At 55.4% G+C, this 25,491-nt stretch carries 23 protein-coding genes and 1 tRNA gene (1 of these 24 only partly in view); 13 read left to right on the top strand and 11 right to left on the bottom strand.

Annotated elements, in window-relative coordinates; all coding sequences use genetic code 11:
- The first annotated feature begins 20 nt into the window (after nt 1–20).
- The gene (locus GSQ62_RS08095; RefSeq protein WP_161889038.1) at nt 21–1,382 is read left to right on the top strand and encodes a dipeptidase; all 1,362 of its coding nucleotides are present in this window, start codon (nt 21–23) and stop codon (nt 1,380–1,382) included.
- A gap of 56 nt (nt 1,383–1,438) precedes the next feature.
- Here the strand turns inward: GSQ62_RS08095 and GSQ62_RS08090 are convergent, their stop codons facing one another.
- From GSQ62_RS08090 to GSQ62_RS08055, 8 genes are all read right to left on the bottom strand, one after another.
- Nucleotides 1,439–2,077: a porin family protein gene (locus tag GSQ62_RS08090; protein WP_161889037.1), complete on the bottom strand. Its 639-nt coding sequence runs from the start codon at nt 2,075–2,077 to the stop codon at nt 1,439–1,441.
- Nucleotides 2,078–2,224: 147 nt separating this feature from the next.
- Nucleotides 2,225–2,887, bottom strand: coding sequence for a porin family protein (locus GSQ62_RS08085; protein ID WP_161889036.1), 663 nt, complete (start codon nt 2,885–2,887; stop codon nt 2,225–2,227).
- Between the two features lie 328 nt (nt 2,888–3,215).
- On the bottom strand, nt 3,216–3,800 hold the full coding sequence (locus GSQ62_RS08080; protein ID WP_161889035.1) for a porin family protein: 585 nt from the start codon (nt 3,798–3,800) through the stop codon (nt 3,216–3,218).
- 242 nt (nt 3,801–4,042) lie between these two features.
- Complete coding sequence (locus tag GSQ62_RS08075) at nt 4,043–5,581, bottom strand: YifB family Mg chelatase-like AAA ATPase (protein ID WP_161889034.1); 1,539 nt, start codon at nt 5,579–5,581, stop codon at nt 4,043–4,045.
- Between the two features lie 115 nt (nt 5,582–5,696).
- The gene (locus tag GSQ62_RS08070) at nt 5,697–6,353 is read right to left on the bottom strand and encodes a hypothetical protein (RefSeq protein ID WP_161889033.1); all 657 of its coding nucleotides are present in this window, start codon (nt 6,351–6,353) and stop codon (nt 5,697–5,699) included.
- 170 nt (nt 6,354–6,523) lie between these two features.
- On the bottom strand, nt 6,524–7,102 hold the full coding sequence (gene lpcA / locus GSQ62_RS08065) for a D-sedoheptulose 7-phosphate isomerase (RefSeq protein WP_161889032.1): 579 nt from the start codon (nt 7,100–7,102) through the stop codon (nt 6,524–6,526).
- 226 nt (nt 7,103–7,328) lie between these two features.
- A complete protein-coding gene (locus tag GSQ62_RS08060; RefSeq protein ID WP_161889031.1) occupies nt 7,329–9,170 on the bottom strand; it encodes an ABC transporter ATP-binding protein in 1,842 nt (613 codons plus the stop codon).
- 230 nt (nt 9,171–9,400) lie between these two features.
- On the bottom strand, nt 9,401–11,056 hold the full coding sequence (locus GSQ62_RS08055; protein WP_161889030.1) for a hypothetical protein: 1,656 nt from the start codon (nt 11,054–11,056) through the stop codon (nt 9,401–9,403).
- A 274-nt stretch (nt 11,057–11,330) separates the two neighbouring features.
- Here GSQ62_RS08055 and upp point away from each other — a divergent pair, with 274 nt between their 5' ends.
- Together upp and GSQ62_RS08045 are read left to right on the top strand one after the other, a co-directional pair.
- Entirely contained in the window at nt 11,331–11,987 is a 657-nt protein-coding gene (gene upp, locus GSQ62_RS08050) for a uracil phosphoribosyltransferase (protein WP_161889029.1), read from the top strand.
- Nucleotides 11,988–12,173: 186 nt separating this feature from the next.
- Complete coding sequence (locus GSQ62_RS08045; protein ID WP_237587073.1) at nt 12,174–12,620, top strand: hypothetical protein; 447 nt, start codon at nt 12,174–12,176, stop codon at nt 12,618–12,620.
- 287 nt (nt 12,621–12,907) lie between these two features.
- On the opposite strand, the gene GSQ62_RS08040 is transcribed toward GSQ62_RS08045, so the two are convergent.
- Both GSQ62_RS08040 and GSQ62_RS08035 read right to left on the bottom strand, forming a co-directional pair.
- Entirely contained in the window at nt 12,908–14,260 is a 1,353-nt protein-coding gene (locus tag GSQ62_RS08040) for a DEAD/DEAH box helicase (RefSeq protein ID WP_161889028.1), read from the bottom strand.
- A gap of 83 nt (nt 14,261–14,343) precedes the next feature.
- A complete protein-coding gene (locus tag GSQ62_RS08035) occupies nt 14,344–15,396 on the bottom strand; it encodes an AI-2E family transporter (protein ID WP_161889027.1) in 1,053 nt (350 codons plus the stop codon).
- A gap of 165 nt (nt 15,397–15,561) precedes the next feature.
- Here GSQ62_RS08035 and GSQ62_RS08030 point away from each other — a divergent pair, with 165 nt between their 5' ends.
- The 5 genes from GSQ62_RS08030 (at nt 15,562) to GSQ62_RS08010 (ending at nt 19,919) form a co-directional block, all read left to right on the top strand.
- Nucleotides 15,562–16,896 (top strand): dihydroorotase, encoded by a 1,335-nt coding sequence (locus GSQ62_RS08030; protein ID WP_161889026.1) that lies wholly within the window; start codon nt 15,562–15,564, stop codon nt 16,894–16,896.
- A 77-nt stretch (nt 16,897–16,973) separates the two neighbouring features.
- Nucleotides 16,974–17,050 (top strand) — tRNA-His (locus GSQ62_RS08025).
- Between the two features lie 124 nt (nt 17,051–17,174).
- Nucleotides 17,175–18,098, top strand: coding sequence for a PfkB family carbohydrate kinase (locus tag GSQ62_RS08020; protein WP_161889025.1), 924 nt, complete (start codon nt 17,175–17,177; stop codon nt 18,096–18,098).
- Nucleotides 18,099–18,343: 245 nt separating this feature from the next.
- The gene (locus tag GSQ62_RS08015) at nt 18,344–18,544 is read left to right on the top strand and encodes a hypothetical protein (protein ID WP_161889024.1); all 201 of its coding nucleotides are present in this window, start codon (nt 18,344–18,346) and stop codon (nt 18,542–18,544) included.
- 136 nt (nt 18,545–18,680) lie between these two features.
- Nucleotides 18,681–19,919, top strand: coding sequence for an NAD(P)/FAD-dependent oxidoreductase (locus GSQ62_RS08010; RefSeq protein WP_161889023.1), 1,239 nt, complete (start codon nt 18,681–18,683; stop codon nt 19,917–19,919).
- 173 nt (nt 19,920–20,092) lie between these two features.
- On the opposite strand, the gene GSQ62_RS08005 is transcribed toward GSQ62_RS08010, so the two are convergent.
- Nucleotides 20,093–21,808, bottom strand: a complete 1,716-nt coding sequence (locus GSQ62_RS08005) for a M61 family metallopeptidase (RefSeq protein ID WP_161889022.1) — start codon at nt 21,806–21,808, stop codon at nt 20,093–20,095.
- Between the two features lie 309 nt (nt 21,809–22,117).
- Here GSQ62_RS08005 and rpmH point away from each other — a divergent pair, with 309 nt between their 5' ends.
- The 5 genes from rpmH to GSQ62_RS07980 all read left to right on the top strand — a co-directional run.
- Nucleotides 22,118–22,279 (top strand): 50S ribosomal protein L34, encoded by a 162-nt coding sequence (rpmH, locus tag GSQ62_RS08000; protein WP_161889021.1) that lies wholly within the window; start codon nt 22,118–22,120, stop codon nt 22,277–22,279.
- Nucleotides 22,280–22,321: 42 nt separating this feature from the next.
- The gene (locus GSQ62_RS07995) at nt 22,322–22,729 is read left to right on the top strand and encodes a ribonuclease P protein component (RefSeq protein WP_161891363.1); all 408 of its coding nucleotides are present in this window, start codon (nt 22,322–22,324) and stop codon (nt 22,727–22,729) included.
- 30 nt (nt 22,730–22,759) lie between these two features.
- Nucleotides 22,760–24,409, top strand: a complete 1,650-nt coding sequence (locus tag GSQ62_RS07990) for a S41 family peptidase (protein ID WP_161889020.1) — start codon at nt 22,760–22,762, stop codon at nt 24,407–24,409.
- A gap of 129 nt (nt 24,410–24,538) precedes the next feature.
- Complete coding sequence (gene tsaB / locus GSQ62_RS07985; protein ID WP_161889019.1) at nt 24,539–25,234, top strand: tRNA (adenosine(37)-N6)-threonylcarbamoyltransferase complex dimerization subunit type 1 TsaB; 696 nt, start codon at nt 24,539–24,541, stop codon at nt 25,232–25,234.
- Nucleotides 25,235–25,243: 9 nt separating this feature from the next.
- Nucleotides 25,244–25,491: the beginning of a DUF2480 family protein gene (locus GSQ62_RS07980; protein WP_161889018.1), read on the top strand. The gene runs 271 nt beyond the window's last position; the window shows 248 of its 519 coding nt (coding positions 1–248); the start codon lies at nt 25,244–25,246; its stop codon lies off the right edge, out of view.

Here is a 25,491-nt window from a genome sequence, read left to right as displayed (position 1 = left end):
GCATCATCAAGCCCAAAACCATGAACAACTATATAAACCAGAACAAAGACCGCTTTGTGAACGAATTGCTGGACATGCTGCGCATCCCCTCGGTGAGCGCCGACCCGAAGTTCAAGGCCGATGTGCTGCGCACGGCGGAGTTTGTGAAGCAGCGGCTGGCGGAGGCTGGCGCCGACCAGGTGGAACTCTGCGAAACAGGCGGATACCCCATTGTATATGGCGAGAAGATAGTGGACCCAGGCCTGCCCACCGTGCTGGTGTACGGCCACTACGATGTGCAGCCCGCCGACCCCTACGAACTCTGGACCTCCCCGCCGTTTGAGCCTGTGGTAAAAGACGGCAACATATATGCCCGCGGCGCCTGCGACGACAAGGGGCAGATGTACATGCACGTGAAAGCCTTTGAGACGATGGTGCAGACGGGCAACCTGACCTGCAACGTTAAGTTTATGATTGAGGGCGAGGAGGAAGTGGGCTCTGCCAACCTGGCCGCGTTTGTGAAGGAAAACAAGGATAAACTGAGCGCGGATGTGATTCTGATCTCCGATACCGGCATGCTGGGCAACGATGCGCCCTCCATCACCACCGGCCTGCGCGGGCTGAGTTACGTGGAGGTGGAGGTAACCGGCCCCAACCGCGACCTGCACTCTGGCCTGTATGGCGGGGCTGTAGCCAACCCCATCAACATCCTGTGCCAGATAATTGCCTCACTGCACGACGAGAATTATCATATCACCATCCCCGGCTTTTATGACAACGTGCAGGAACTGAGCCAGGAGGAGCGCGCGGAAATGGCGCGGGCCCCGTTCAGCCTGGAGAAGTACAAGAAGGCGCTGGACCTGGGAGACGTACACGGGGAGGCCGGTTACGTGACCATGGAGCGCAATTCCATCCGCCCGACGCTGGACGTGAACGGCATCTGGGGCGGCTATACCGGAGAGGGCGCCAAAACAGTGATTCCTTCCAAGGCTCATGCGAAGATTTCGATGCGCCTCGTGCCGAACCAGACTTCGGAAGAAATTACGGAAAAATTTAAAAAACACTTCGAAAGCATTGCCCCCAAAAGCGTGAAGGTGGTGGTGAAACCGCACCACGGTGGAGAGCCCGTGGTAACGCCGACGGACTCTATTGCGTACCAGGCCGCTGCCAGGGCATATGAGGAGACCTTTGGCGTGAAGCCGATACCGGTGCGCAGCGGCGGTTCTATCCCGATAGTGGCGATGTTCAAGTCAGAGTTGGGCCTGGATTCGGTGCTGATGGGCTTCGGGCTGGACTCGGACGCCATCCACTCACCAAACGAGCACTTCGGAATTTTCAACTATATGAAAGGCATCGAAACCATCCCGCTGTTCTACAGGTTTTTTGCCGAGATGCAGCAGTAGCTTTATATATACCAATAACGCAGAAGGCTAGGCTATATATCGACTGGCCTTTTGCGCTAGGGCTGCATCACCTCAGCAGGGGATGGCGCCGGGATGAGATAGCCGACACTTACCCTGAATCCGAGGTTTTTCTGATCCAGGGCTGTGGTGATGGAGCGGAAGCCGCCCTCGTGCCTGAAACTCATGAAGAAACCGCTGTCCAGCATGATGCCGATACCGACTGTGTAACCGTAGTCGAAGCGGTTGAGACGGTCGGAAGCATAGAAGGGCGGCGGATTGGTGCCCGCAGAATCCAACTGGAAATCGTCGCTGGCATCCAGCAGGTAGCCTATATAGGGACCAGCCTCCGCAAACAGCCCGCCTTTTTGCAGCTTAAACAACAGGGGCAGTTCTATATAGTGCAGCCGCAGGTCGCCGCTGAGGTCGTCGGTCTGGTTATGCCTGAAATCCTCGTACGTGAATCCCTTCTGCGCATACAGCACCTCTGCCTGCACCGCTATCCGCGACACGAACTCATAGCTCACCACGCCGCCTATATGGTACACCCCAAGGGTGTTCGTATAGTCTGAGGAGCCATCATCGCCGTGGAGGCGGGCGAAACCGCCGCCGCCTTTCGCACCCAGGCGGACATACTGCGCCTGGGCCATCAGCAGCGGGGCGAGCAGAAGCGTGAGAAACAGTAAAGCTTTTTTCATAGGAGTAGGGGGATGAGGTCCGGGTATATATAGCCTTGTTTACTACGGCAGGCGTCAAATGGTTGGAGGCGCTGTGTGGCTATATATAAAAAGTTCGCCCTGCCCAGGGGGCAGGGCGAGCCTGGAGTTTAGTAATAGAAATTTTGCTTATCGGCCAAAGGTGAAGCCGATAGTTGCCATAATCGTGGAGTGGCGGGCGTTGGTCAGGTCGCCCTCGAAGTAATCTTCAGGGTTCTCGTCCACAAAATCAGTCAGGCTGCCGTTGTAGCGCACCCCCAGGCTGATGCCGCTGCTGGTCGCAAAACCCACACCGGCCGCGTATCCGATCTCAAACCGCTGTAGCCCATCCAGCTCACGCTTGGTGGTGGTGGAGGAATAGGCCTCGCCGTTCAGCGACTCTTTGATGTTATTGTTCACGTTGAGCAGATAGGAGGCCTGCGGCCCCGCCTCGAAGTAAATCGGACCGGCCTTTATCTTCGCAAGCACGGGCACATCAATGTAGCTGTAGTCCATTTTCCCGTCGCGCTCCACCAGCCCCACGGCCGGTACGTCAATTTCGGTGTCCTCATACTTAAAGCCTTTGGTGGAGTACAGGACCTCCGGCTGGATAAAGAAGAAGTTCTCGATAACGGGGATGCCGAAGGTAAGGCCGCCATGGAAGCCCACTTTGTTCTGGTACCTGGATTCGTTTTTCAGGTCGCCTTCCAGGTTCGAGAAGTTGGCGCCTGCCCTGACACCGATGCCAGACTGTGCCTGTGCCACGGCGAAGGAGCCCAGCACGAATACAAAGGAGAATAATAGCTTTTTCATAATTCAAACAGGTTGTTGTATATGCCTGAACGGGCAGTATACAGGTTAAAGGATAAATAGGGGTTAATATTTTTGACCGATCTTCTGCCGGGCCACGCCTTCCTTGGTTTAACAGTGGTTCCAGCACTTTGCTTTGTTTGTGCATGCATGCAGCGGGGGTATTGCAACAAACAGGCCAGAACATATATGTAGGCTATATAGGAACCGGAAATAAACGCAGGCTATATATAAACACAGGCAAATGGAGTATAACACGGGGCAAAAAGAGAGCCCGGCCATGGCCGGGCTGCTTTCTCATAGTTTTAGGTTGTACTAGGTAATCCGTGTCTTACCTGCTCGGGAACATATAGCCCACCGTCAGCATAAACAAGTTGTTGCGTATGTCAGACACATCGTCTGCATCATATAGTTTAGAGATGTCGCCGTTGTAGCGCACGCCAACGCTCAGGCCGAGTGGCGTGGAGGCTAAGCCCACACCTGCCGCGTAGCCGAGGCTTGTCCGTTTGAAAGCATCCAAATCATCTATCACATTGTTTCCGCCAACTTCTATGTCGCCGCCAATGCGGAACGACACCTGCGGTCCGGCTTCGAAGTACAGCGGACCGGCGTTTACCTTGGCCAGCACCGGAACATCGATGTAACTTAATTTTGCTTTATAGTTATCGTCCTCTGATTCGGCGCCTTTCTTGGAGAAAAGGATTTCGGGCTGGATGGCAAAGAAATCATCGGAAGTCAGGGAGAACTGTGAGGTGATACCGGCATGGAAGCCGAACATTCTGTCGAGGTTTTCGGCATCGTCGCCGGAGAAGCCGGAGTAGTTGGCTCCCACCCGCACACCAAAACGTGGTGCCTGCGCCTGCGTGGCCACCGCAGTCGTCAAAATAAAGGCAAGAAATAAAAGGGTCTTTTTCATAGCATTAAATGTTCGTGGAAAACACTGTTAACGGGGTTATTGGATTAAAGATTTGCTGCCCGATGTAAGGCTATTACGCAAGGGCTTTAGAAAAGTATAGGCTGCGGCCCTCTTTTTGCAATAAACCAGTGCAAGCGGGAAGGGCGGAATGGCCGTTTCCTGAGCAACAGGAGCGGCAGCCATATATGGCTGCCGCTCCTGTTAAACTGTTGTTAGGCAAAAGCTTATATATACCCTTGCCGTCAGCCCGCCCAGCCCTCGCGGTCGAGGCTACGGTACTGAATAGCCTCTGCCAAATGTTCAATTTTAATATCCCCGCTGTCGGCCAGGTCGGCGATGGTGCGGCTCACTTTCAGGATGCGGTCGTAGGCGCGGGCCGAGAGGCCGAGCCGCTCCATGGCTGTCTTGAGCAGGGTGCGCCCGGCCTCGTTTATCTGGCAGACTTCCTTCACCATCTGCGAGGGCATCATGGCGTTGGAGTGTACCTGGGGCATATCCCGGAAGCGCTCTGTCTGCATCCGGCGCGCCACTTCCACGCGCTCCCGCACGGCGGCACTGCCCTCGGCCTTGCGGGTGGCGGTTATCTGGTCGAACGTGACGGGCGTTACCTCCACATGCAAATCAATGCGGTCCAGCAAAGGGCCGCTCACCTTGTTCAGGTAACGCTGCACCACGCCCGGCCCGCACACGCATTCCTTGTTCGGGTCGTTGTAATAGCCGCAGGGGCAGGGATTCATGCTGGCCACCAGCATAAAGTTAGCGGGGAAGTCGAGCGACATCTTGGCGCGGGAGATGGTGACGCGGCGCTCTTCGAGCGGCTGGCGCATTACCTCCAGCACGGTGCGCTTAAACTCAGGCAGCTCGTCCAGAAAAAGCACGCCGTTGTGCGCCAGCGATATCTCGCCGGGTTGCGGGTTGCCGCCGCCGCCCACCAGTGCCACGTCGGATATGGTATGGTGCGGTGAGCGGTAGGGGCGCGTGGTGAGCAGCGAAGCCCCCTCACCCAACTTGCCTGCAACGGAGTGTATCTTAGTCGTCTCCAGCGCCTCCTGCATCGAGAGCGGCGGCAGGATAGAGGGCAGGCGCTTGGCCAGCATGGTTTTGCCCGCCCCCGGCGGACCGATCATAATCACGTTGTGGCCTCCGGCGGCAGCGATCTCCAGCGCTCTCTTGATGTTCTCCTGCCCCTGCACATCGGCAAAGTCGGCGGCATAGATATCCACTGCCCCCTGAAACAGCTCCCGCGTGTTGATGACCACCGGCGGGATCTCGCGGTGCCCGTCGAGGAACTCAATCGCCTCCAGGATGGTGTTGACGCCTATCACATCGAGGTTATTCACGATGGCAGCCTCAGTGGCATTCTGGGCGGGCAGTATAATGCCTTTGAAGCCCTCTTTGCGGGCCTGTATGGCAATGGGCAGCACCCCCTTTACCGGGCGCAGCGAACCGTCCAGCGACAGCTCACCCATAATCATATAGTCCGCAACCCTGTCGGCAGCCATCTGCCCCGAGGCCGCCAGTATGCCCATCGCTATTGTCAGATCATAAGCAGAGCCTTCTTTCCGGATATCGGCCGGCGCCATGTTGATGACGATTTTCTGGCGGGGGATTTTGTAGCCGTACTGCTTCAGCGCAGACTCAATCCGCTGCTCGCCTTCCTTCACGGCGTTGTCGGGTAGGCCGACGAGAAAATACTTGGTGCCGGCGCTGACGCTGACTTCAATGGTGATGGTGTAGGCGTTCACGCCCTGCACGGCGCTTCCGAAAGTTTTGATGAGCATACTTCGTCCTTAGAAAGTATTAGTGGAGATTCTGTGCTGAAACAATGGATAAATGCAATTGATTCATATTCCTGTTCCAAAAATCAAAATAGCTTTACTTTAGAAGATCGCCAGCTCAGGGGCGCCGCAGCCGGGTCATGTCGGGATGTATGGGCAGGTACGTGTCTGTCACGTCCGCGCCTTTGGCATGAATGGTGACGGCGGTGCTGATGCTGTCGGGCACGGTCACCTCGAAGGCAATACCCTGCGCCTGCGCATCGTAGATATATACCTGCCGGCCCGCTTCGTTTGTATAGTAAGCCAGCGGCTGCAACTGCCCAAACTGCTCCCGTATCGCAGCGAGCGAACTGCCGGGGCCGAGGCCGCCTTCCGTCCTGAATTCCGGCGAGGTGACCTGCACCTGCCGCACTTCCGGCGGGCTGCCGCTGCCGTCGAAGTCATTCACGGTATATACCGCCACATATTTCCGGGGCCGGAGCGTGTCTTTGCTGAGCCAGAACTGCAGCGATTTGCCCATGGCGGCATCGCCGCTGTCGGCTTGGCCCATGATGCCTTGCAGTTTGGTGGCGGGCATTTCCAGGTATATATGGCCAATGCTTCCGCCGGGCACAATCAGGTAGGCGGAGTCGGGCGGGGCGGGCAATGCTGGTGCGGCCGCAGTGGTGTCCGCCACGGGATTGGCTGGATTGATCTTCTCTTTCTGGTTGCTGCTGTCACGGGACTGGCAGGAGAACAGACCGAGGAGGAGCGCTATATATAGCAGATGCTTCATGACAAGTGAGGGGCTTTAGAAAACCTGTTTCACCATATACGCATCGCTATTCAAACGATAATGCAGAGGTGCAATATTTTGCGCCTCCATCAAATTCCGTCTCTACAGAAGCGCCACTGCCTTTGCCTCAGACACTCGCGGGAGCTCCGCACACCGCGAGGTCTTCCGTGCTAGGTTAGTTTTTGTTCCAGCAACAGGATCAGGATATGAATGACCTTGATATGGATTTCCTGTACCCGGTCGGCATAGCCGGTGTGCGGCACGCGCACCTCCACGTCGCAGAGCGGGGCCAGTTTGCCGCCGTCTTTGCCCGTCAGGCCCACTACTTTCATGCCTCTGGCCTTGGCTGTTTCCGCCGCCTTCAGCACATTACCTGAGTTGCCGCTGGTGCTGATGGCCAGCAGTACGTCGCCCGCATTGCCCAGCGCCTCCAGGTAGCGCGAGAACACGGCCTCGTAGCCATAGTCGTTGCCGACACAGCTCATATGGCTCTGGTCTGAGATGGCGATGGCGGGCAGGGCGCGGCGGTCGTTGCGGTAGCGGCCGGTGAGTTCTTCGGCAAAGTGCATGGCGTCGCACATCGAGCCGCCGTTGCCGCAGCTCAGAATCTTGCCGCCGCTCCGGATGCTGTCGGCCATCGTGTCAGCCGCCTGCCCGATGGCGGTAATATTCTTTTCATCACTTAGAAAAGCCTTCAGCACTTCCTGTGCCTGGGTCAGTTCTGCCAGTATGGTGGAGGTTGATGTCATATATATGGTGGTTGGCGGTTCAGCCGCTTTTTCTGCTGAGGTAATTTATATATGGTTATACACAAAGGGTTTGTTCGGGGGGAGGTGCTATATGCAAGCTCCCGGATAAGATTTGCCTGCACTCTCTATTAGAGCCTTATATATGTAAAGCAAGTGGTGATTTTTTAGATGCAACACAAAAAGTCTTGTATCCTTTTATACATATAGCTTCCACCCTCTGCCAGCCTTATGCCGTGAGCTGCATCTGCGTGAGGCGGGCATATAAACCGCCGCTCTGCTGCTGCAATTCTTCGTGTGTGCCGCGCTCCACGATGCGGCCCTGCTGCAGCACGAGTATCTCATCGGCATGCTGTATGGTGCTCAGGCGGTGCGCAATCATGATGGAGGTTCTGTGCTTCATCAGGTTTGTCAGCGCCTCCTGCACCAGTTTCTCCGATTCGGTGTCGAGGGCCGAGGTGGCTTCGTCCAAGATAAGGATGGGCGGGTTTTTGAGAATGGCGCGCGCGATGCTCAGGCGCTGCCGCTGCCCCCCTGATAGCTTGCCGCCCCGGTCGCCGATCATCGTCTGGTAGCCGTTCTCGGTGTGGATGATGAACTCATGGGCGTTGGCAATTTTCGCGGCGGCGATCACTTCCTCCTCTGTCGCATCGGTTTTGTTAAAGGCGATATTGTTGAAAATCGTGTCGTTGAAGAGGATAGACTCCTGCGTCACCACGCCAATCTTATCGCGCACCGACTCCATGGTATAGTCCCGGATGTCGTGGCCGTCTATATAGATGGCGCCCGCCGTGGGGTCGTAGAAGCGCGGCAGCAGGTCGGCCAGCGTGGACTTGCCGCCACCCGACGGGCCCACGAGCGCCACCGTTTTGCCTTTCTCAATCGTGAAGTTGATGTCCTGCAGCACCGGCTTGCCGCCGTAGCCGAAGCCCACATCCCTGAACTCGATCTGCTCCGCAAACACTGGCAGCGCTTTTGCGTTCGGTTTGTTCACGATCTGCGGCTTCGTGTCGATTACCTGCAGCACCCTGTCGCCGGATACCAGCCCCCGCTGGATGTTGCTGAACGAGGCCGACATCGCCTTGGCTGGCACCAGCACCTGCGAGAACAGGATGATATAAGTGATAAACTCTGCTGGCGTCAGCTCCGATTGCCGGTTCAGCACCATGTTGCCCCCGTAATATAGGAGCCCTGCCACCACGGCCACACCCAGGAACTCCGACAGCGGCGAGGCCAGGTCGCGCTTGTTGGCGATGGAGCGCTGGATGTGGGCGTAGCGGTTGTTCTGCTGGTGGAATTTGTCCAGTATAAACGGCTCCGCATTAAAAGCCTTGATCACGCGCATGCCGCTCAATGTTTCGTCAATGATGGTGAGGATGAAGCTGAGCGAGTCCTGGCCCTGCCTGGCCCGGCGCTTCAGCCGCTTGGAGATGCCCGCGATGATGCCTCCCGAAATCGGCAGCAGCAGCAGCGTAAACAGCGTCAACTCCACCGACATGGTGAACAGAATAATGAAGAAGGCGATGATGGTAATCGGCTCCCGTATCACCGTGGTCAGCGTGCTCACCACCGAGCTCTCCACCTCCTGTATGTCCACGGTCAGGCGCGTCATCAGGTCGCCTTTGCGCTCGTTCGAGAAATAACCCAGGTGCAGCTCCGTGACGCGTTTATATATGGCCTGGCGCATATTTCGCACCACATGCGCCCGCAGCGCCCCCACAATCCGGAAGGCGAGGTATCGGAAAAGGTTGGCCAGAAACACCGACACGATCACCAGCAGGCACACAAACAGCAGCGCCCCCTCACGCCCCTCCTGCAGAATAATCTGCCCGAAATAGTAGTTGAAGAAATCTTTCAGAAACTCGATGTTCAGGCTGAACTCCGGGCGGGTAGCCGTCATGGCGGCTGCTTCTTCGGGGCTCACCTCCCCAAACAGCACATTCAGCAACGGGATGATGAGCGTGAAGTTGAATAGTCCGAAGATGATGCCTAAAATGGTATATAAAGCGTACAGCGGCACAAACCGGCTGTAGGGCTTGGCAAACTGCAGGATGCGAAAGTACGTCTTCATGCTGGTATAAAATGTCGCCGCCAAGCCTGCCATTATATATAGGCTGGATGGTCAGCAACCGCTGTATGGCAGCACCGTGGGCGCTGCCGCTTAAAGTATATATGGTGCCAGGGCATTTGGTGCTGTTGGCCCGGCTGGCGCAAAGATACTTATTAATAAGAAGAAAAGAGAAGAGGTGGAATTTCCTCCCTACCTCTTCTCTTTTCAAATATGCTAGTATATGCCTTGGATTAAAACTCGTGGAGCCGTTGCGGAATGTTCCAGCGGAAGGCGAAGGAGGTGAAATAGGTGTTGTTGTCAAACGTGTTGAGCTCCGCGTCGGCGCGGCGCACCACTTGCTTCAAATCCAGGAACATGTTGTGCCGCAACTGGAAAGAGGCTGTCAGGTCTAAAAACAGCTGGTTGGTGGTAACGCCCTGCCCGATTTCGTTGCCGTAGCCAGACACGCGGCTGGTATAGGGGAGCAGCACGTTGCCGCCATAGTTCAGGCTGTCGGTGTCCTGGCCGTAGCGGGTGGCAATGGCTTTGGCCGTCAGGTGCAGGCGCGGGATGGGCTGGTAGCGCACAATCCCGATCAGCTCGTACAGGTTGGCCCCCATCGGGTGCGCCAGTGGCTGGTTGTAGTGCTGGTAGTTGGTGAACTGGTCCTTGTGCTGGTAGGTGTAGGGGCGGATGATGTTCACCTCGCCCTGCAGGTCGAAGTTGCCCAGCCCGAAGGCGTCTATGTATTTCGCGCCAAGCTGGCCCGCCTGCTTGTTGGCCCACCAGCCGTTGCCCGCCTTCACCTCCTTCAGCAGAAACTCATCCAGCATCAACTGCCCATATAGCTGCACGCGGTTCGCGATGTTCCACTTAAAATCTGCGCCCAGCATGGCGTTGTCCTCGCTGCCCAGGGCCTGCTCAATGCTTCTGTAAAAGATAATCGGGTTGAGGTACTGCAGCTCGAACTTGCCTTCGCCGCGGGCAAAAATCACCTGCTCAAAAACCCCGATGTTCAGATTGTCTGTCACGTTGACGCCCAGGCGGTGCAGGGCCATATACTTTTTAGGGAGCAGTCCGTCGCGGGCGTCGCGGCGGTACTCCGAGATCAGCTCCTGGAACAGGTTCATGTAGTGCAGCTTCCAGACGCGTGTGTTCAGTTTCAGGAAAAAAGCCGGCGGTGCGTAGTCGGAGTAGATGAGGGAGCGGTAGCCGTCGCCGATCACGTGGCGGTCGTGGCCCAGTTGTATCTCCACATGCTCGCTCAGGGCATAGTTCAGGTAGCCGCGCGCCGTGATGAAGTCGTAGCCGTCTTTTTTAAAGTCTTTCCAGAACACCTCGTGCGGCACCACGTTGTCGCGCAGGATGCGGTCGTTCACATAGCCCGGAAACCGCGCCTGGTTCTCGCCGACGAAGGCGTAGTAGCCAAAGCGCTCGTCAATAGAGCCCTCAAGCTGCACGCCGCGCGTGTTTGTGTAGCGGATGCCGTCGGTCTGGTTGTCGAGCCCCACCTCCAGGTGCAGCACCGGATTCACGCGCAGGGTAAAGTTCTCGCTCTCGAAGTGATATAAATCCGTCTTGTTCCGGTAGAAGTACCGCAGGATGGGCTGGCTGTCGTTGTTCTCCTCGTTGGTGTAGTTCCAGTTGTCGTTGAGCAGGTACTGCGCGTTGAACTGGTCGACCCTGGAGCGGGCGTTGCGCACACTGACCTCGGCCAAGTCCGCCACATCCGCGCGCCCGTAGGGCCTTACGGCAGTCTGTAGTTGCGGCACCCTGTCGCCATACTTAATCTGGTAGCGGTCTATCAAGTGGTACACCTCGGGGTTGTAGGGCACATATACATCCTGCGCCTGCGCCGTTAAACCAGTGGCAAGCAGCAGGCTCAGAGCACAAAGTACGCGTCTCATGGGCATAAGCAGTTTAAGAAAGTAAAGCGATGAACGTGCGAATGTACTGTTTTGCCGCTTTAAGGTTCTGGTAAGCCGCGCTATTTTTACACTTCGGCAGGAACGCCCGCCGCGATAGCCATGCCTCAGCCCCTGCCAAAAACGCGGCATATATGGCCTCAGGCCATTTTTTCGGGAGGGCATGCCGCCCACCGCGCAAAATTTTATGCCCCCTTTGGTGGAACCAGTGTGCCCTGCGTATCTTTAGCGCGACAACACCCCCGGACACCTCACCATGGCAAACAGCAAGCTCCACATCCTCACCGACACGCCTTCCCTGGCAAACCATTTTATAGCCGAGCTGCGCGATGTGAAAATACACGGCGACAGCATGCGCTTCCGGCGCAACCTGGAGCGGCTGGGAGAGTTGCTGGCTTACGAGATATCGAAAACGCTGCCCTATGCCCCGGCCACCCTCACCACGCCGCTGGCCGAGACGCAGACGATGCTGCTGGCCGAGCAGCCGGTGCTCGCCACAATTTTGAGGGCGGGTTTGCCGTTATACAACGGCATGATCCACTACTTCGACAGGGCTTACAGCACCTTTGTGGGCGCGTACCGGGTGGAGGAGGAAAACACGGAGCTGCAGATAAACATGGAGTACCTGGCATCGACTAACCTGCACGACAAGATCCTGATACTGGCGGACCCCATGTTGGCGACGGGCCGCTCGCTGGTGAAATCCTACAAGGGGATGCTGCGCCACGGCATGCCGAAGCAGGTGCATGTGGCCGCCGCCATTGCCGCGCCGGAAGGCGTGGCGCATGTGCAGCAGGAAATGCCGGAGGCGACGCTCTGGCTCGGCGCCCTGGACGACCACCTGAACGAGCGATCCTACATCGTGCCGGGCCTCGGCGACGCGGGCGATCTGGCATTCGGACCGAAGATATAACTGAACCATTGCCACTGGCAGCCTGTTACATAGCAACCTCTGTAAACGCCGTTTCCTAAACCCCTGTCTCTTAATAAATTATCATATCAGATTGTTGGAATATTCATAGAGCATATATATTGTGGCTGCGTATATACAAAGCTGGGTATTGTTGTTTACCTTGGAATACAATTTTAGCACATGTTTGTGGAAGTAGTAAAATATCTGTCGGTGTACCTGGTGAGCATGGTGAAGTTCTTCGGCGGACCGGTTACGGGCGTTTCGCTTGGTCTGTCTTACCTGGAGACGATGCTGCTGACGGTGGCGGGCATGATGACGAGTGTGCTGATTTTTTCAGTGGTCGGTAAGGCCGTGTCTAAGTGGCTTTCCCGCCGCCGCCGGGCGCGGCAGAAGCCGGTGTTCTGCAAAAAAAACCGCCGCATCGTCCATATATGGAAACGCTTCGGCGTGTCGGGGGTGGCTTTCCTGACGCCTATCCTGTTCACGCCCATTTTCGGGACGATGGTGGCCGCGCTTCTAGGAGCGCCCCGCAGGCACATCTACATGCACATGCTCTGGAGTTCTTTTTTCTGGAGCCTCACGCTCACCTTTATGGTGTTTGAGTTCGGAGACCTGGCCTCCAAGTTTTTTTAGGCGATTTATATATAAATCTGGTGAGGAGGGAAGCTAACGGGCTTCCTTTTTTGCTGTATTGGAAGCTCATTTATCCAGCCACCCCCGCCCCTCCTTATGGTCCACTTCAGGAAAAGCTCTTTCGGATTTTTTTAATCTGAAAGATAGCTATCGGGGATTTCCTGATCCCCATCTAAGGGTTCATGCGGATTAGGAAATCCGCTCCAGGTAAGTTCCGGATTAAGAAATCCGGAACAGCTTTAGTTCGTATAGCGGCTAATATAAAGGCAACATATATAAACCCGCCCTTACTTCTTCCTGCTTCCTTTCTTTTTCGTTTTTTTCCAGAAAGAGGCTTTCGGGTCACCTTTGCTTTTCTTCGGTTTGCCCTTCGGAATGCCTTTTTTCTCGTGGAAGGCACCTTTGAAATCAGGGTTTTCGCTGCGCTTCAGGTGGTCGATTTCCCTGGCGATTTCCTGCTGCTCCTCAAACGGCGTCTCAAACACTTCCACAGCGGCTGGCAACGGCAGTTGCGGAATCTGCATCCGGATCACCTTTTCGATTTTATGGATGTGATACATCTCGGCTTCGTTGGCGAAGGTAACGGCGGCGCCAGCGTTCTCGGCCCGGCCGGTGCGGCCGATGCGGTGTACGTAGTCCTCATACACAAACGGCACGTCAAAATTGATGACGTGGCTCACCATGCTGACATCGATGCCGCGGGCCGCCACATCGGTTGCCACCAGAAAGCGCACCTCGCCCGCCTTAAATGCCTCCATCGAGTTGATGCGGGTGTTCTGCCCCTTGTTGCCGTGGATGGCCCGCACCTCCCCATAGTTCCGGTGCTCGATGAATCTGGAAACGCTCTCCGCATTTTTCTTGCTCCTCGTAAAGATGATCACGCGGTTCAGGCTTTCCTCGTCCTGAATCAGGTGCTCGAGCAGCGCTATCTTGGTGCGCAGGTTCGGCACCTGGTACAGCACCTGGCTCACGGTTTCCACGGGCGTGGCCTGCGGCGTCACCTCCACCCGTGTCGGGAACTCCAGAAACTCCTCCGAAAGGGTCGTCACTTTATCCGGCATGGTGGCGGAGAACAGCAGGTTCTGGCGCTTGCGCGGAATCACCTCCAGTATCTGGCGGATCTGCGGCATAAAGCCCATGTCCATCATCTTGTCGGCCTCGTCCAGCACCAGCGTTTTCAGTTCCTTCAGCACCAGGTCGCCTTTCAGGTAAAGCTCCATCAGGCGTTTCGGGGTGGCCACCAGTATATCGATGCCTTTGGCGATAGTCTCAATCTGCGTTTTGGGGCCGAGGCCGCCGTATATGGCCGTGTGGCGCAGGTCGGTGTATTTGGCCAGCAGCCCGATTTGCTCCTCTATCTGCATCGCCAGCTCGCGGGTGGGCGCGATAATCAGGGCGCGCGGGTGCATGCCCTGGGCGTATTTCACCTTCATCAGCAGGGGCAGGAGGTAGGCGGCAGTCTTGCCGGTGCCCGTCTGCGCGATGCCCAATATATCCTGGCCCGCCAGCACAAGCGGTATGGCCTGCTGCTGGATGGGGGTCGGCTTTTCATATCCGGCTTCGGCAATGGCGCTCAGCAGCTGCTTGTTCAGCTTAAAGTCTTCGAACGAGGTGCTTGTTTTTTCTTCTTCTGCTGCCATGGCGGTGCTCCCTTTACTTTAGTATACCTGCAAAAGTACGGTAATTTTGCGGGAGCGAGACAACGCCAGCCCGGATTCGGCTGTTAGCCTTCCCCGTCTCCGTCTTTTCCGAGCACGTACCCCAGCGGTTTCAGCCGGTTGATGTTGTCGAACACCACTTTGGCGATGCCCAGATACGGCACAAACACAATCATGCCCGCAATGCCCCATATGGCGCTTCCGAGCAGCAGCACCATCAGCGTCGCCATCGGGTTGAGTTTTATTTTGCCGCCCGTTATGTTGGGGGTGAGGATATAGCTCTCGATTTGCTGCACCACCAGAAAGAAAATGGCCACCACGAGCGGTGTCCAGAGCGAGTCTTTGGTGAGCAGGGCAAACAGAACAGGTATCAGGCTGCCGGTAAGGGAGCCTATATAGGGGATGATGTTGAGGATGCCGGCCATCAGCCCAAACAGCAGGGCGTGCTCGATGCCGATGATGGCCAGCCCGGCCGTATTGATGATGGACAGGATAAGGACGACCAGGAAAACGCCCGCTATATAGGAACTGGCTACGTCCGTGATTTTGCCTACAATGGCATGGGCGTTGGCGTCGTAGTTGGCGGTGACCCGCATGATGAAGTTTTTCAGCCTGCGCCTGTAAAGCAGGAACAGCAGCGTGTAACTCATCACGATGATGAAACTGACGAGTATGGAGCCCGCGAAAAAGAACAGGCTTCGGAGGTATATGCCAACTAACTGCAGGGAACTCCTAATGCTGCGCTGCAGGTACGCGTTCTGCTCCTCCCGCGAAACCTCGAACGTGTCATTTATGAAATGGCGGATATCGTCGAGCAGAGCGGCCAGCCTGAGGTCGAGGCGGGGGAGGTCGTTAGCCAGCGCCGTGATTTGGTCGACCAGCACCACAATCACCAGGGCAAGCACGACGACCACCGTGAGCACGCAAAGGACGGCGGCACCTGTGCGCGGCACTCTCCATTTCTCGAGTTTCCGGCAAACGGGCACCAGCAGCATCGCAAACAGGCCGCCGATGGCTATCGGCACAATAAACGACTGGCCTAAGTAGAGGATACCGAAAAATAGCAGAAGCGCCAGGAGAATTTGGTTAAATCGCCGGAGGGAAAAGTGGTGCCCCATATATGGTTTCTGAGGTAGAGTGTGCTAATGTGTACTGTAGCGCTGGCCCATCAGTTGCGGCACGCGCAGGAGGAGGCGCTTCTGCTGTATGTGCCGGCTGGTGCTAAATAGCGAAATTGCACAATTTTTCTACTGTTTCAGCCGCTCTTCCCGTATCTTAGCAACATGAAATCAATCCTCATACAGAACGCACAGCTTGTAAACGAAGGAAAAACCGCCACGGCCGATGTGCTGATAAAAGACGGGCGCATTGCGCAGGTGGGGCAAAACCTGACCGCCGAAGCCGACGAAACCATCGATGCGACCGGCCTGCACCTGCTGCCCGGCGTGATTGACGACCAGGTACACTTCCGGGAGCCGGGCCTCACGCACAAGGCCACGATTGGCTCGGAGGCGCGGGCAGCCGTGGCCGGCGGCGTGACTTCCTATATGGAGATGCCGAATACCGTGCCGAATGCCGTGACCCAGGAACTGCTGCAGGACAAGTACAATATCGCCGCCGAGACATCGCTGGCCAACTACTCCTTCTATATGGGCGCCACCAACGACAACCTGACCGAGGTGCTGCTCACCAACCCCAACACGGTGTGCGGCATCAAGATTTTCATGGGCTCCTCTACGGGCAACATGCTGGTGGACAATGCCGAGACGCTGGAGCAGATTTTTTCCAAAGCCAAGCTGCCCATTGCCGTACACTGCGAGGACGAGCAGACCATCCGCGACAACATGGCCATATATGAGGAGAAGTACGGCGAGGACATTCCGGTAAAGTGCCACCCGGAAATCCGAAGCGAGGTAGCCTGCTTTAAATCGTCGTTTATGGCCGTGAAACTGGCCGAGAAGCACAACACGCGCCTGCACATCCTGCACATCTCCACCGAAGAAGAACTCAAACTTTTCCGGAATGATATCCCGCTGGAGCAGAAGCGCATCACGGCCGAGGTCTGCGTGCATCACCTCTGGTTCGACAAGGAAGACTACGACACGCTGGGCACGCAGATAAAGTGCAACCCGGCCATCAAAGAGGCGCGCCACAAGAAAGCGCTGCTACAGGGGCTGCTGGAAGACAAACTGGACGTGATAGCCACCGACCACGCGCCGCATACCTGGGACGAGAAGCAGCAAAAGTATAAAAAAGCGCCTTCCGGGGTGCCGCTGGTGCAGCACTCGCTGCAGATGATGCTGGCGTTTGTGCGGGAGGGCAAACTGACGCTGGAGAAGGTGGTGGAGAAAATGTGCCATGCGCCTGCCATCCTGTTCAACGTGCGCGAGCGCGGCTATATTCGCGAGGGCTACTGGGCCGATTTGGTGCTGGTGGATTTGAACAAGCCGTACACCGTCAGCAAGGATAACACCAATTACCAGTGCGGCTGGTCGCCGTTCGAGGGCCACACCTTCGGCAGCACCATCACCCACACGTTTGTCTCCGGGCACCTGGCCTATATAAACGGCGCGTTTGATGAGAGCAGGAGAGGGGAGCGGCTGTTGTTCGACAGGTAAAATTTTGCGCGAAAAATGCGGCAGGATATTGCATTGTGTCATTTCCTCCGTATATTTGCACACTCAAACGAGACACGGTGGTTGTAGCTCAGTCGGTTAGAGCACCAGATTGTGATTCTGGGGGTCGTGGGTTCGAGCCCCATCTTCCACCCCAAGCCCTTGAAGCCAACTTCAAGGGCTTTTTTGTTTCGGTTGGCGGCTAAAATTTGAATGCAGACCAGCCATTTAACCATAAAGCCATTCAACAATCAACAACTAACAATCAACAATAAAAAGATATGAGCTTAACAGTAGTAGGGTCGATGGCGTTTGACGCGCTGGAGACGCCCTTCGGGAAAACAGACAAAATCGTAGGCGGTGCGGCCACTTATATATCGCTGGCGGCCTCTTATTTCGTGAAGCCCGTGAACGTGGTTTCTGTGGTGGGAGGCGACTTCGAACAGGGCCATATACAGCTGATGCACCAGCGCCACATCAGCACCGAGGGCGTGCAGGTAAAGGAAGATGAGAAGTCTTTCTTCTGGTCGGGCCGCTACTTTAATGACATGAACAGCCGCGAAACGCTGGTGACGGAGCTGAACGTGCTCGGCGACTTTGACCCGGTCATTCCGGACAGCTACCAGGGCTGCGAGTTCCTGATGCTGGGCAACCTGGCCCCGCAGGTGCAGCGCACAGTGATGGAGCGCCTGCACGAGCGCCCGAAACTGGTGGTGATGGACACCATGAACTTCTGGATGGACATTGCCCTGGATGCTCTGAAGGAGACCATCGCGCTGGTAGACGTGCTGTCCATCAACGACGAGGAGGCGCGCCAACTAAGCGGGGAATACTCGTTAGCGAAAGCCGCGAAAGTGATTATGGCGATGGGGCCGAGGTTCCTCATCATCAAGAAAGGCGAGCACGGTGCCCTGTTGTTCAACGAGGAGAAGGTCTTCTTTGCGCCGGCCCTGCCGCTGGAGGAAGTGTTTGACCCGACCGGCGCCGGCGACACGTTTGCGGGCGGCTTCATCGGATACATCGCCAGCACCGGCGACACCAGCTTTGAAAACATGAAACGCGCTGTGATATATGGCTCGGCCATGGCCTCGTTCTGCGTGGAGAAGTTCGGGACAGAGCGCCTGAAAAACCTCTCGCAGCATGAAATCGAGGACCGGGTGCAGCGTTTCGTTCGCCTGGTGGCTTTCGATACGGTGCTGCAGTAGCGCAGGCTTTTATAGTAGATGTACAGAAAGGAGAGCCAAGCTCTCCTTTTTTGTTTCTGAACAGGCGGTGGTGCTGTAGGCTTGGAGGCTATATATAAGTCCAAGCTCAGCCTTAAAACTCAGCAGTATATATAAAATCAGGTATTATATATGTATGGCCTGTCTGAAAATGAATAGTAATGATTTGTAACAAAATAAAGGCGAACGGGGTAAAACAATCTATAGGCTAATGAGGAGATTGGATTATGAGCACCAAGAATAAAGACAGTAAGGATATAAACGAGCTGAAGAAAAATAACCCAAGCGGCGAAGACACGAATAAGTTGATGGGCAACATCGACGACAACCCAAACCGCAACGCGCTAAACAAAGACGCTACCAAAGTACAGAACCCAAACCGTAACCTGGCGAAGGGTGGCAATAACACGCCGTACGACAAGAAGTAGCAATACCACGAGCAAAATTAAAACTATGAAAATATAAGGGAGGATGGCCGTTCAGGTTGTCCTCCTTTTTTTGTGCGCGGGGCAGTGTGGCTGTAGGGGTAAATTCTTATCTTTCGTCTTGTTCATATGTTAGGGCATGTACCAAACCGAAATCTGTATACTGGGAGCCGGGCCGGGCGGCGCAACGGCGGCCCTGCACCTGGCCAACAAAGGCATCCCGTCGCTCCTGGTCGATAAGGCCAACTTCCCGCGCGATAAAGTCTGCGGCGACGCCCTGAGCGGCAAAGTGGTGAATGAGCTGCGGCGCATCTCGCCCGAGTTGCCCGGCCTGTTCAGCCAGCAGCAGGAGGCGCTGCCTTCGTGGGGCATTCATTTCATATCTCCCGGAGGGCACCAGCTCAGCGTGCCTTTTAAATACAACTACAACAAAAGCCAGGATTCCCCGGCAGGCTATATAGCCAAACGCCTTCATTTCGATAACTTCTTGATAGAGCAGGTGCGGCAGCGCCCGGAGGTGCAACTGTGCGAAGGTGTGGAACTGACTCAGTATGAGCGGCAACCCGACGGCAGCTTTATCTTGTCGGATAAAAGCGGAGAGCCGCTGGTGCAGGCAAAATTGTTGATAGTGGCCAATGGGGCGCAGTCGGGGTTTGCGCGGCACGTGGCCAACCTGCAGCAGGAGCCGGAACACTACTGTGCGGGCCTGCGCGCGTATTACCAGAACGTGGCGGCGCTGGACCAGGATAACTTCATCGAGCTGCATTTCTTCAAAGACTTTCTGCCGGGTTACTTCTGGATATTCCCGCTGCCGAACGGCCACGCCAACGTGGGCGTGGGGATGCTGAGCAGCGTGGTGAGCAAAAAGAAAGTGAACCTGAAAAAAGAGATGCTTCGGATGATACAGGAGCACCCGGAACTGCAGAAGCGCTTCGCCAATGCCCAACTTATCGGCGATATCAAAGGCTATGGTCTGCCGCTGGGCTCCAAAAAAAGAAGCATCTCCGGCGCAAACTATATGCTGGTGGGCGATGCCGGGGCGCTGATTGACCCATTCACCGGCGAGGGCATCAGCAACGCCATGATTAGCGGGCGCTGGGCCGCAGAGCAGGCAGAGAAATGTTTACAAGAGCAGAACTTCTCCGCGGATTTTATGAAGGCATATGATGCCGCTGTCTACAACCGCCTCTGGAAAGAGCTGAAACTGAGCCGCAGGATGCAGCAGTTGCTGGATTACCCGTGGCTCTTCAACCAGGTGGCGGCCAAAGCCTCCAGAAACAAGGCCCTCGCCGAAACCATCTCCTGCATGTTCAACGACCTCGACCTGCGCCAGCGCCTCAAGCAGCCCTCTTTTTACCTGAAGCTGCTGTTTAATTGAAACAGGACACAGGGCGTTAGACATAAGAAGCAAAACTTTTCTCTTATCCCTACGCTGGATTAAAGTAATATACCTGCTAAGTATATATCTACATCATGGTGCTCTCCAAAAGATGAAGTGATGTTTCTCATAGATATGTCTTGTGTCTTAAGTCTAACGTCCTGCGTCTCTATTCAAAACTCCTGCTTCAGCCATAGCTTAAAGTTCTGCTTCTGCGCTTCGGTGGCGTCGGCGCATTTTTCTATAGTGAATTTGCTGTAGTAGTTTTTGCCGTCTGTCCGCAAAGTGACCGTCCGCAGTTTTTTCTCCCGGAACAGGATCAGTTCCACCGCACGCGGCTGCAGCGCGAGCAGTTGCTGCAGGTTGTTTTCGAGTTTGCGACCGTTCAGCGCCACCAGTTCATCGTCTATGCTCAGTACCTTGCTGGCGGGGGAGTTTGGGGCGACGGCTGTTACTTTCACCATTTGATCTGATGTGGTTTTGAAGCCATAAATTCCCTCGTGCAGCAGCGGGTTTTCCTGCGCTTTCAGGGTGCAGCCGACAAACTGCAAGGCTTCGTCTAAAGCAGGCTCCAGCGGCGTGGTGCCATATATAAAATTGTCGAAGTAATCGCAGAACGATTGGCCCGCCACTTCATCAACCAATGCGGCGTAATCCTGTTCCGTATACCCTATATCCTTCTTCCCAAAGTTTTCCCACATTTTGCGCATCACTGTGTCGAGTGAGGCTGCATTGTTCGTTGCCTGTCGCAGTTGCAGGTCCAGCAGCAGGGCGGTGAGGGAGCCTTTTATATAGATGGACACCTTGCGGTCAGGAATGCCGGGCTTGTAGCCGTCCAGCCACAAATCGAAAGAGGAGTCGGCGAGGGAGAGGTGGTGGTGGCCGTCGTCGGCGAAGTAGCGCTGCAGCGTCGTGTTCAGTTCCTCGAAATACTGCGTTGCCGTGAACACGCCTGCCCGCGCCAGCATATAGTCGCCGTAGTAGGTGGTGATGCCTTCCGCCACGTAGCCTGTCCGGAAGTAGTTCTCCTGCGCAAAGTTGTAGGGCAGCATCTCCTCGGGGCGTATTTTTTTGATGTTCCAGGTGTGGAACAGCTCATGCGAACTCACCCCAAGCAACTCCTTATATAAACTCGGCTGCATCAGCAACTCACCCGGACCGAGCGTGATAACGGTGGAGTGGCTGTGCTCCACGCCGTGGTAGAAACGGTAAGGCAAAATCTGGTTCAGGTAATGGTATGCCGGCACCGGGAAATCTCCGAACACCTCCAGTTGCTCCCTGGTGAAGGCGGCAAAATCACACTTTATCTTTTCCCAGTCTGGCTGGCAATCGCCCTGCAGCCATATATAAAAGCGGTTGCCGTTCACCTCGTATACTTCCTTTTTCAGGCTGCCGCTGGCAATGAACGGGCTGTCGACCAGCGCGTCGAAGTTTGGGGCTTCCAGCACATGCTTTTCTTTCTCCGGCAGTCCGCAGGCAATCTCCCAGTGCGCAGGTATATATAGCTGCAGTTGGCTCGGCTCCTGCTCGCGGCCTTCTACCGCCATCAGGCAGTTGATGGGGTTGAGATACAGCTGCTCCTCGTCCAGCCACGAGCCGCCGGCATCCATCTGGCGGGCAAAGAAGCTGTAGCTTATATATAAAGTGTCTGCTTCGCCCGCTTCCACCAGCCATCGGTCTTTTGTCATCTTGCTGATGGGAATGGACTGGCCATTGGCCTGGGCGGTGATGCCGCGCAGCTTCTGGGCGAAGTGCTGCAGTTCGTAGCGGCCGGGGCGCCAGGCGGGCAGTTGCAGGTATAGGTCCCGCTGCTGGTTCTGGGATATAGTCAGCGTGATGTCGACAAAGTGCGTGAGCGGGTTCTGGTATGAGAGGTGGTAACGGATCATATAGAAAGGTAGTGGTCTGTCAATTTGAAGATTTGAAGATGTGTTGGTGGGAAGGTTTGAAAATATAAGAATTAACTATATGGGATAAGCATACAAAAAGATGAGCGTAGACGGGTTAGCCATGCTGCACTAACAATACAACAATCAATATCCAACAATCAGCAACCAGCCATTTAACCATCAAACCCCCTGTTGGTGAACTGAACAGAAGCCGTCTCGGCCCCGTGCTATAAAAAATCCGGGGCAGGCATTGCGAATCTACAAAAGGTTCCCTAATTTTGCAGGCCATAATAAAAGCATTGGCAGACGATGAAAAGAACATTCCAGCCTTCTCAGAGAAAAAGAAGAAACAAGCACGGTTTCAGATCCAGAATGGAAACCGCGAACGGCAGAAGAGTATTGGCCAGCAGAAGAGCCAAGGGCAGAAAGAAACTGACCGTTTCTGACGAAAAAAGACACAAGGCGGCTTAATCCCTGATCAGGGATAGCAGCTCCGCCCCTTCGTTGCCGCTGATGCTGACGCCAGCTGACGGACACCAGGAAGAGCAGCCGTTTTCTCATACATTTTCGAAAGAAGAACGCTTGTGCAGTAAGCGCCTCATCGCGCTGCTGTTTAGTAAGGGTTCTTCTTTTAATGTGTACCCCCTGCGGTTTGTTTACCACACGCCGCCGGATATGCCGCCTGGCCCGCCCCAGGTGCTTATATCCGTATCCAAGCGCTACTTTAAGCGCGCCTCCGACCGCAACCGCCTGAAGCGGCAGCTACGGGAAGCCTACCGCCTCAACAAGCAGGCACTTTACCAAAACCCAGGGCAGTCGCCGCGGCTGCTGGGCATCCTCTATATCGGTAAAGAAAAAAAATCCTTTGATACTATCCAGAAAAAACTAATTTCAGGTTTGGAGCGTTGTCTGAGTAAGTAGTCTTGCTGCGTCCCACCTAATCCTGAAATTATGTACAAGAAGTCTATAGCCGGTCTCCTGTTCGGCACCTTGGCCTTGGGGCTGTTCTCCTTCAGGTCTGAGTCCGAGCGCTACTTCCAGATTGCCAAAAACCTTGATGTTTTCGCGACGCTTTTCAAAGAGGTAAACACCTATTACGTGGACGACGTGCCCCCGGCGCAAATGATGCGCACCGGCATCGACGCCATGCTCAAGTCCCTGGATCCGTACACCAACTATATACCCGAGGACGATATCGAAGACTTCCGCACCATGACCACGGGGCAGTACGGTGGCATTGGTGCCGTTATCAGCAGCCGCGACGGCAAGGTGGTGGTGCAGATGCCCTACGAAGACTCGCCCGCCCAAAAGGCAGGACTGGTGATTGGCGACGAGATTCTGAAAGTGGACGGCGTAAATGTAACCGGCAAGTCGACGGCTGATGTAAGCAAGCTGCTGAAGGGGCAGGCCAACACCCCTATCAAACTGGAGATCCGCAGCTATGGGCAGTCTAAACCCAGAACCGTGCAGCTCTCCCGCTCCAACATCATGGTGGAAAACGTGCCGTATTATGGCATGATGAACGATAAAATCGGCTACTTCCAGTTGTCCGGTTTCACGGTCGACGCCTCGAAAGAAGTGCGGATGGCGGTGCAGAAGCTGAAGGAGATGGGCGCCGAGAAAATTATCTTCGACCTGCGCGACAACCCCGGCGGGCTGCTGCACGAGGCGGTGAACATCTCGAACGTGTTTGTGGACAAAGGCAAAGACATTGTAAGCACCAAAGGCAAGGTGACGGAGTGGAACAAAACCTATAAGTCGCTGGACGAGCCCCTGGACGTGGACATGCCGCTGGTTATCCTGACCAGCTCGCGCAGCGCCTCGGCCTCCGAGATTGTGGCCGGCGTAATGCAGGACTACGACCGCGCCGTGCTGATAGGGGAGCGCACCTTCGGCAAAGGGCTGGTGCAGGCCACGCGCCCGCTTTCCTACAACTCACAGCTGAAAGTAACCACCGCCAAATATTATATACCGAGCGGCCGCTGCATTCAGGCTATCGACTACACGCACCGCAACGAAGACGGCAGCGTGGGCAAAATTCCGGATTCGCTGCGCGTGGCTTTCAAGACCGCCAACGGGCGCGTGGTATATGACGGCGGCGGCATCAGCCCCGATGTGGAAGTAGAGCAAGCGGAGTATGCCGATATCACGAAGGCCATCGCCTCGAAGGGCCATTTCTTCGAGTATGCCAACAAGTACAAGGCCGAGCACCCCTCTATTCCGGACGCCACCAAATTTGAGCTGAGTGATGAGGAGTACCAGAAGTTTGTCGCCTTTCTGAGCGATAAGGACGTGTCTTACAATACGGGCGTCGAAAGCGAACTGGAAGACGTGGCGGAGCAGGCGAAGGAAGGCAAGCACTACGACGACATCAAAGCAGAGCTGGACGTCATCCGGAAAAAGGTGTCGCACAACAAGGCAAACGACCTGACGCGCTTTAAGCCGGAGATACGCGAAGTGCTGGAAGCCGAAATTGCGTCGCGCTACTACCTGCAGGAAGGCTACATAGAGGCCACGTTCGACGACGACCCGAACATTCTGGCGGCGATGCAGGTACTCAGCGATGAGCAGAAATACAACGCCTACTTAAAAGGGAACTGAGCTGAACGACAGGAGAGAAGAGGGTGGCGCACCGGTGCGCCACCCTCTTCTGTTTTATATACAGGTATAGTGTGCATTTTGCTTCCTTGCCGCATTCAGTTAATTTTGCTGTGTATCTATATATACCCCATGCCAAAGCTTCTCGCTCTCGAAACTTCCACCACAGTTTGCTCCATTGCTTTGTTCAGGGATGAGCAACTGCTGGGCGCGTCTGAGCTGCAGATAGAGAAATCGCACTCCTCCCATATCACCGTGATGATATCGCAGTTGGTAGAGAATTGCGGTGCCACGCTGCAGGATTTGGATGCCGTGGCCATATCAGGCGGGCCGGGCTCCTATACCGGGCTCCGCATCGGCACATCCACGGCAAAAGGCCTGTGCTACTCGCTCGATATCCCGCTGCTGGAGGTGTCTACGCTATATGGGTTGGCTGCCCAGGTGATACAGGCCACCCCGCAGCCGGAGCGTTACCTGTTTTGCCCCATGCTGGATGCCCGCCGCATGGAGGTATATGCCTGCCTTCTCGACAGCCAGTTGCAGGAGGTGAGCCCCATTGAGCCTGTTGTGCTGGAGGAGCGCACCTTCGGAAACAAGTTAGCCGCACAGCCGGTTATATTCTTTGGGAGCGGAGCGCAGAAGTTCAAAGAGTTGGTAAAGGAGAAAGAGCACGCCTTGTTTGTGGATGATGTGCTGCCCTCCGCAAAAACAATCGGGCAGCTTGCCCTGGCGAAGTATGCGCGGAAAGCCTTCGAAGATGTGGCCTACTATGAACCCTTCTACCTTAAGGATGTTTATATAACAGGTGCCGGTAAAGGCATAAAATAATATAAAACTATGGCGGAGCTAATCAATAAAGTAGCGCAAAGCGCGCTCGTGACCCTGAACCTGGAACTGCTGCTGCATCCGGGCGAGCGCGTGGTATATGACATAAAAGACAACCTCTTCCACGGCCTGATTCTGAAGGAGAAAAATTTCCGGGCTTTTGTGAAGGAAAACGACTGGTCGGTATATGACGGCAAGAATGTAGCCATTATATGCAGTGCCGATGCTATCGTGCCAACCTGGGCTTATATGCTGCTGGC

The organism is Pontibacter russatus (genome assembly GCF_009931655.1).
Taxonomy (GTDB): domain Bacteria; phylum Bacteroidota; class Bacteroidia; order Cytophagales; family Hymenobacteraceae; genus Pontibacter; species Pontibacter russatus.
This window is presented reverse-complemented; position numbering and strand designations above follow the sequence as displayed.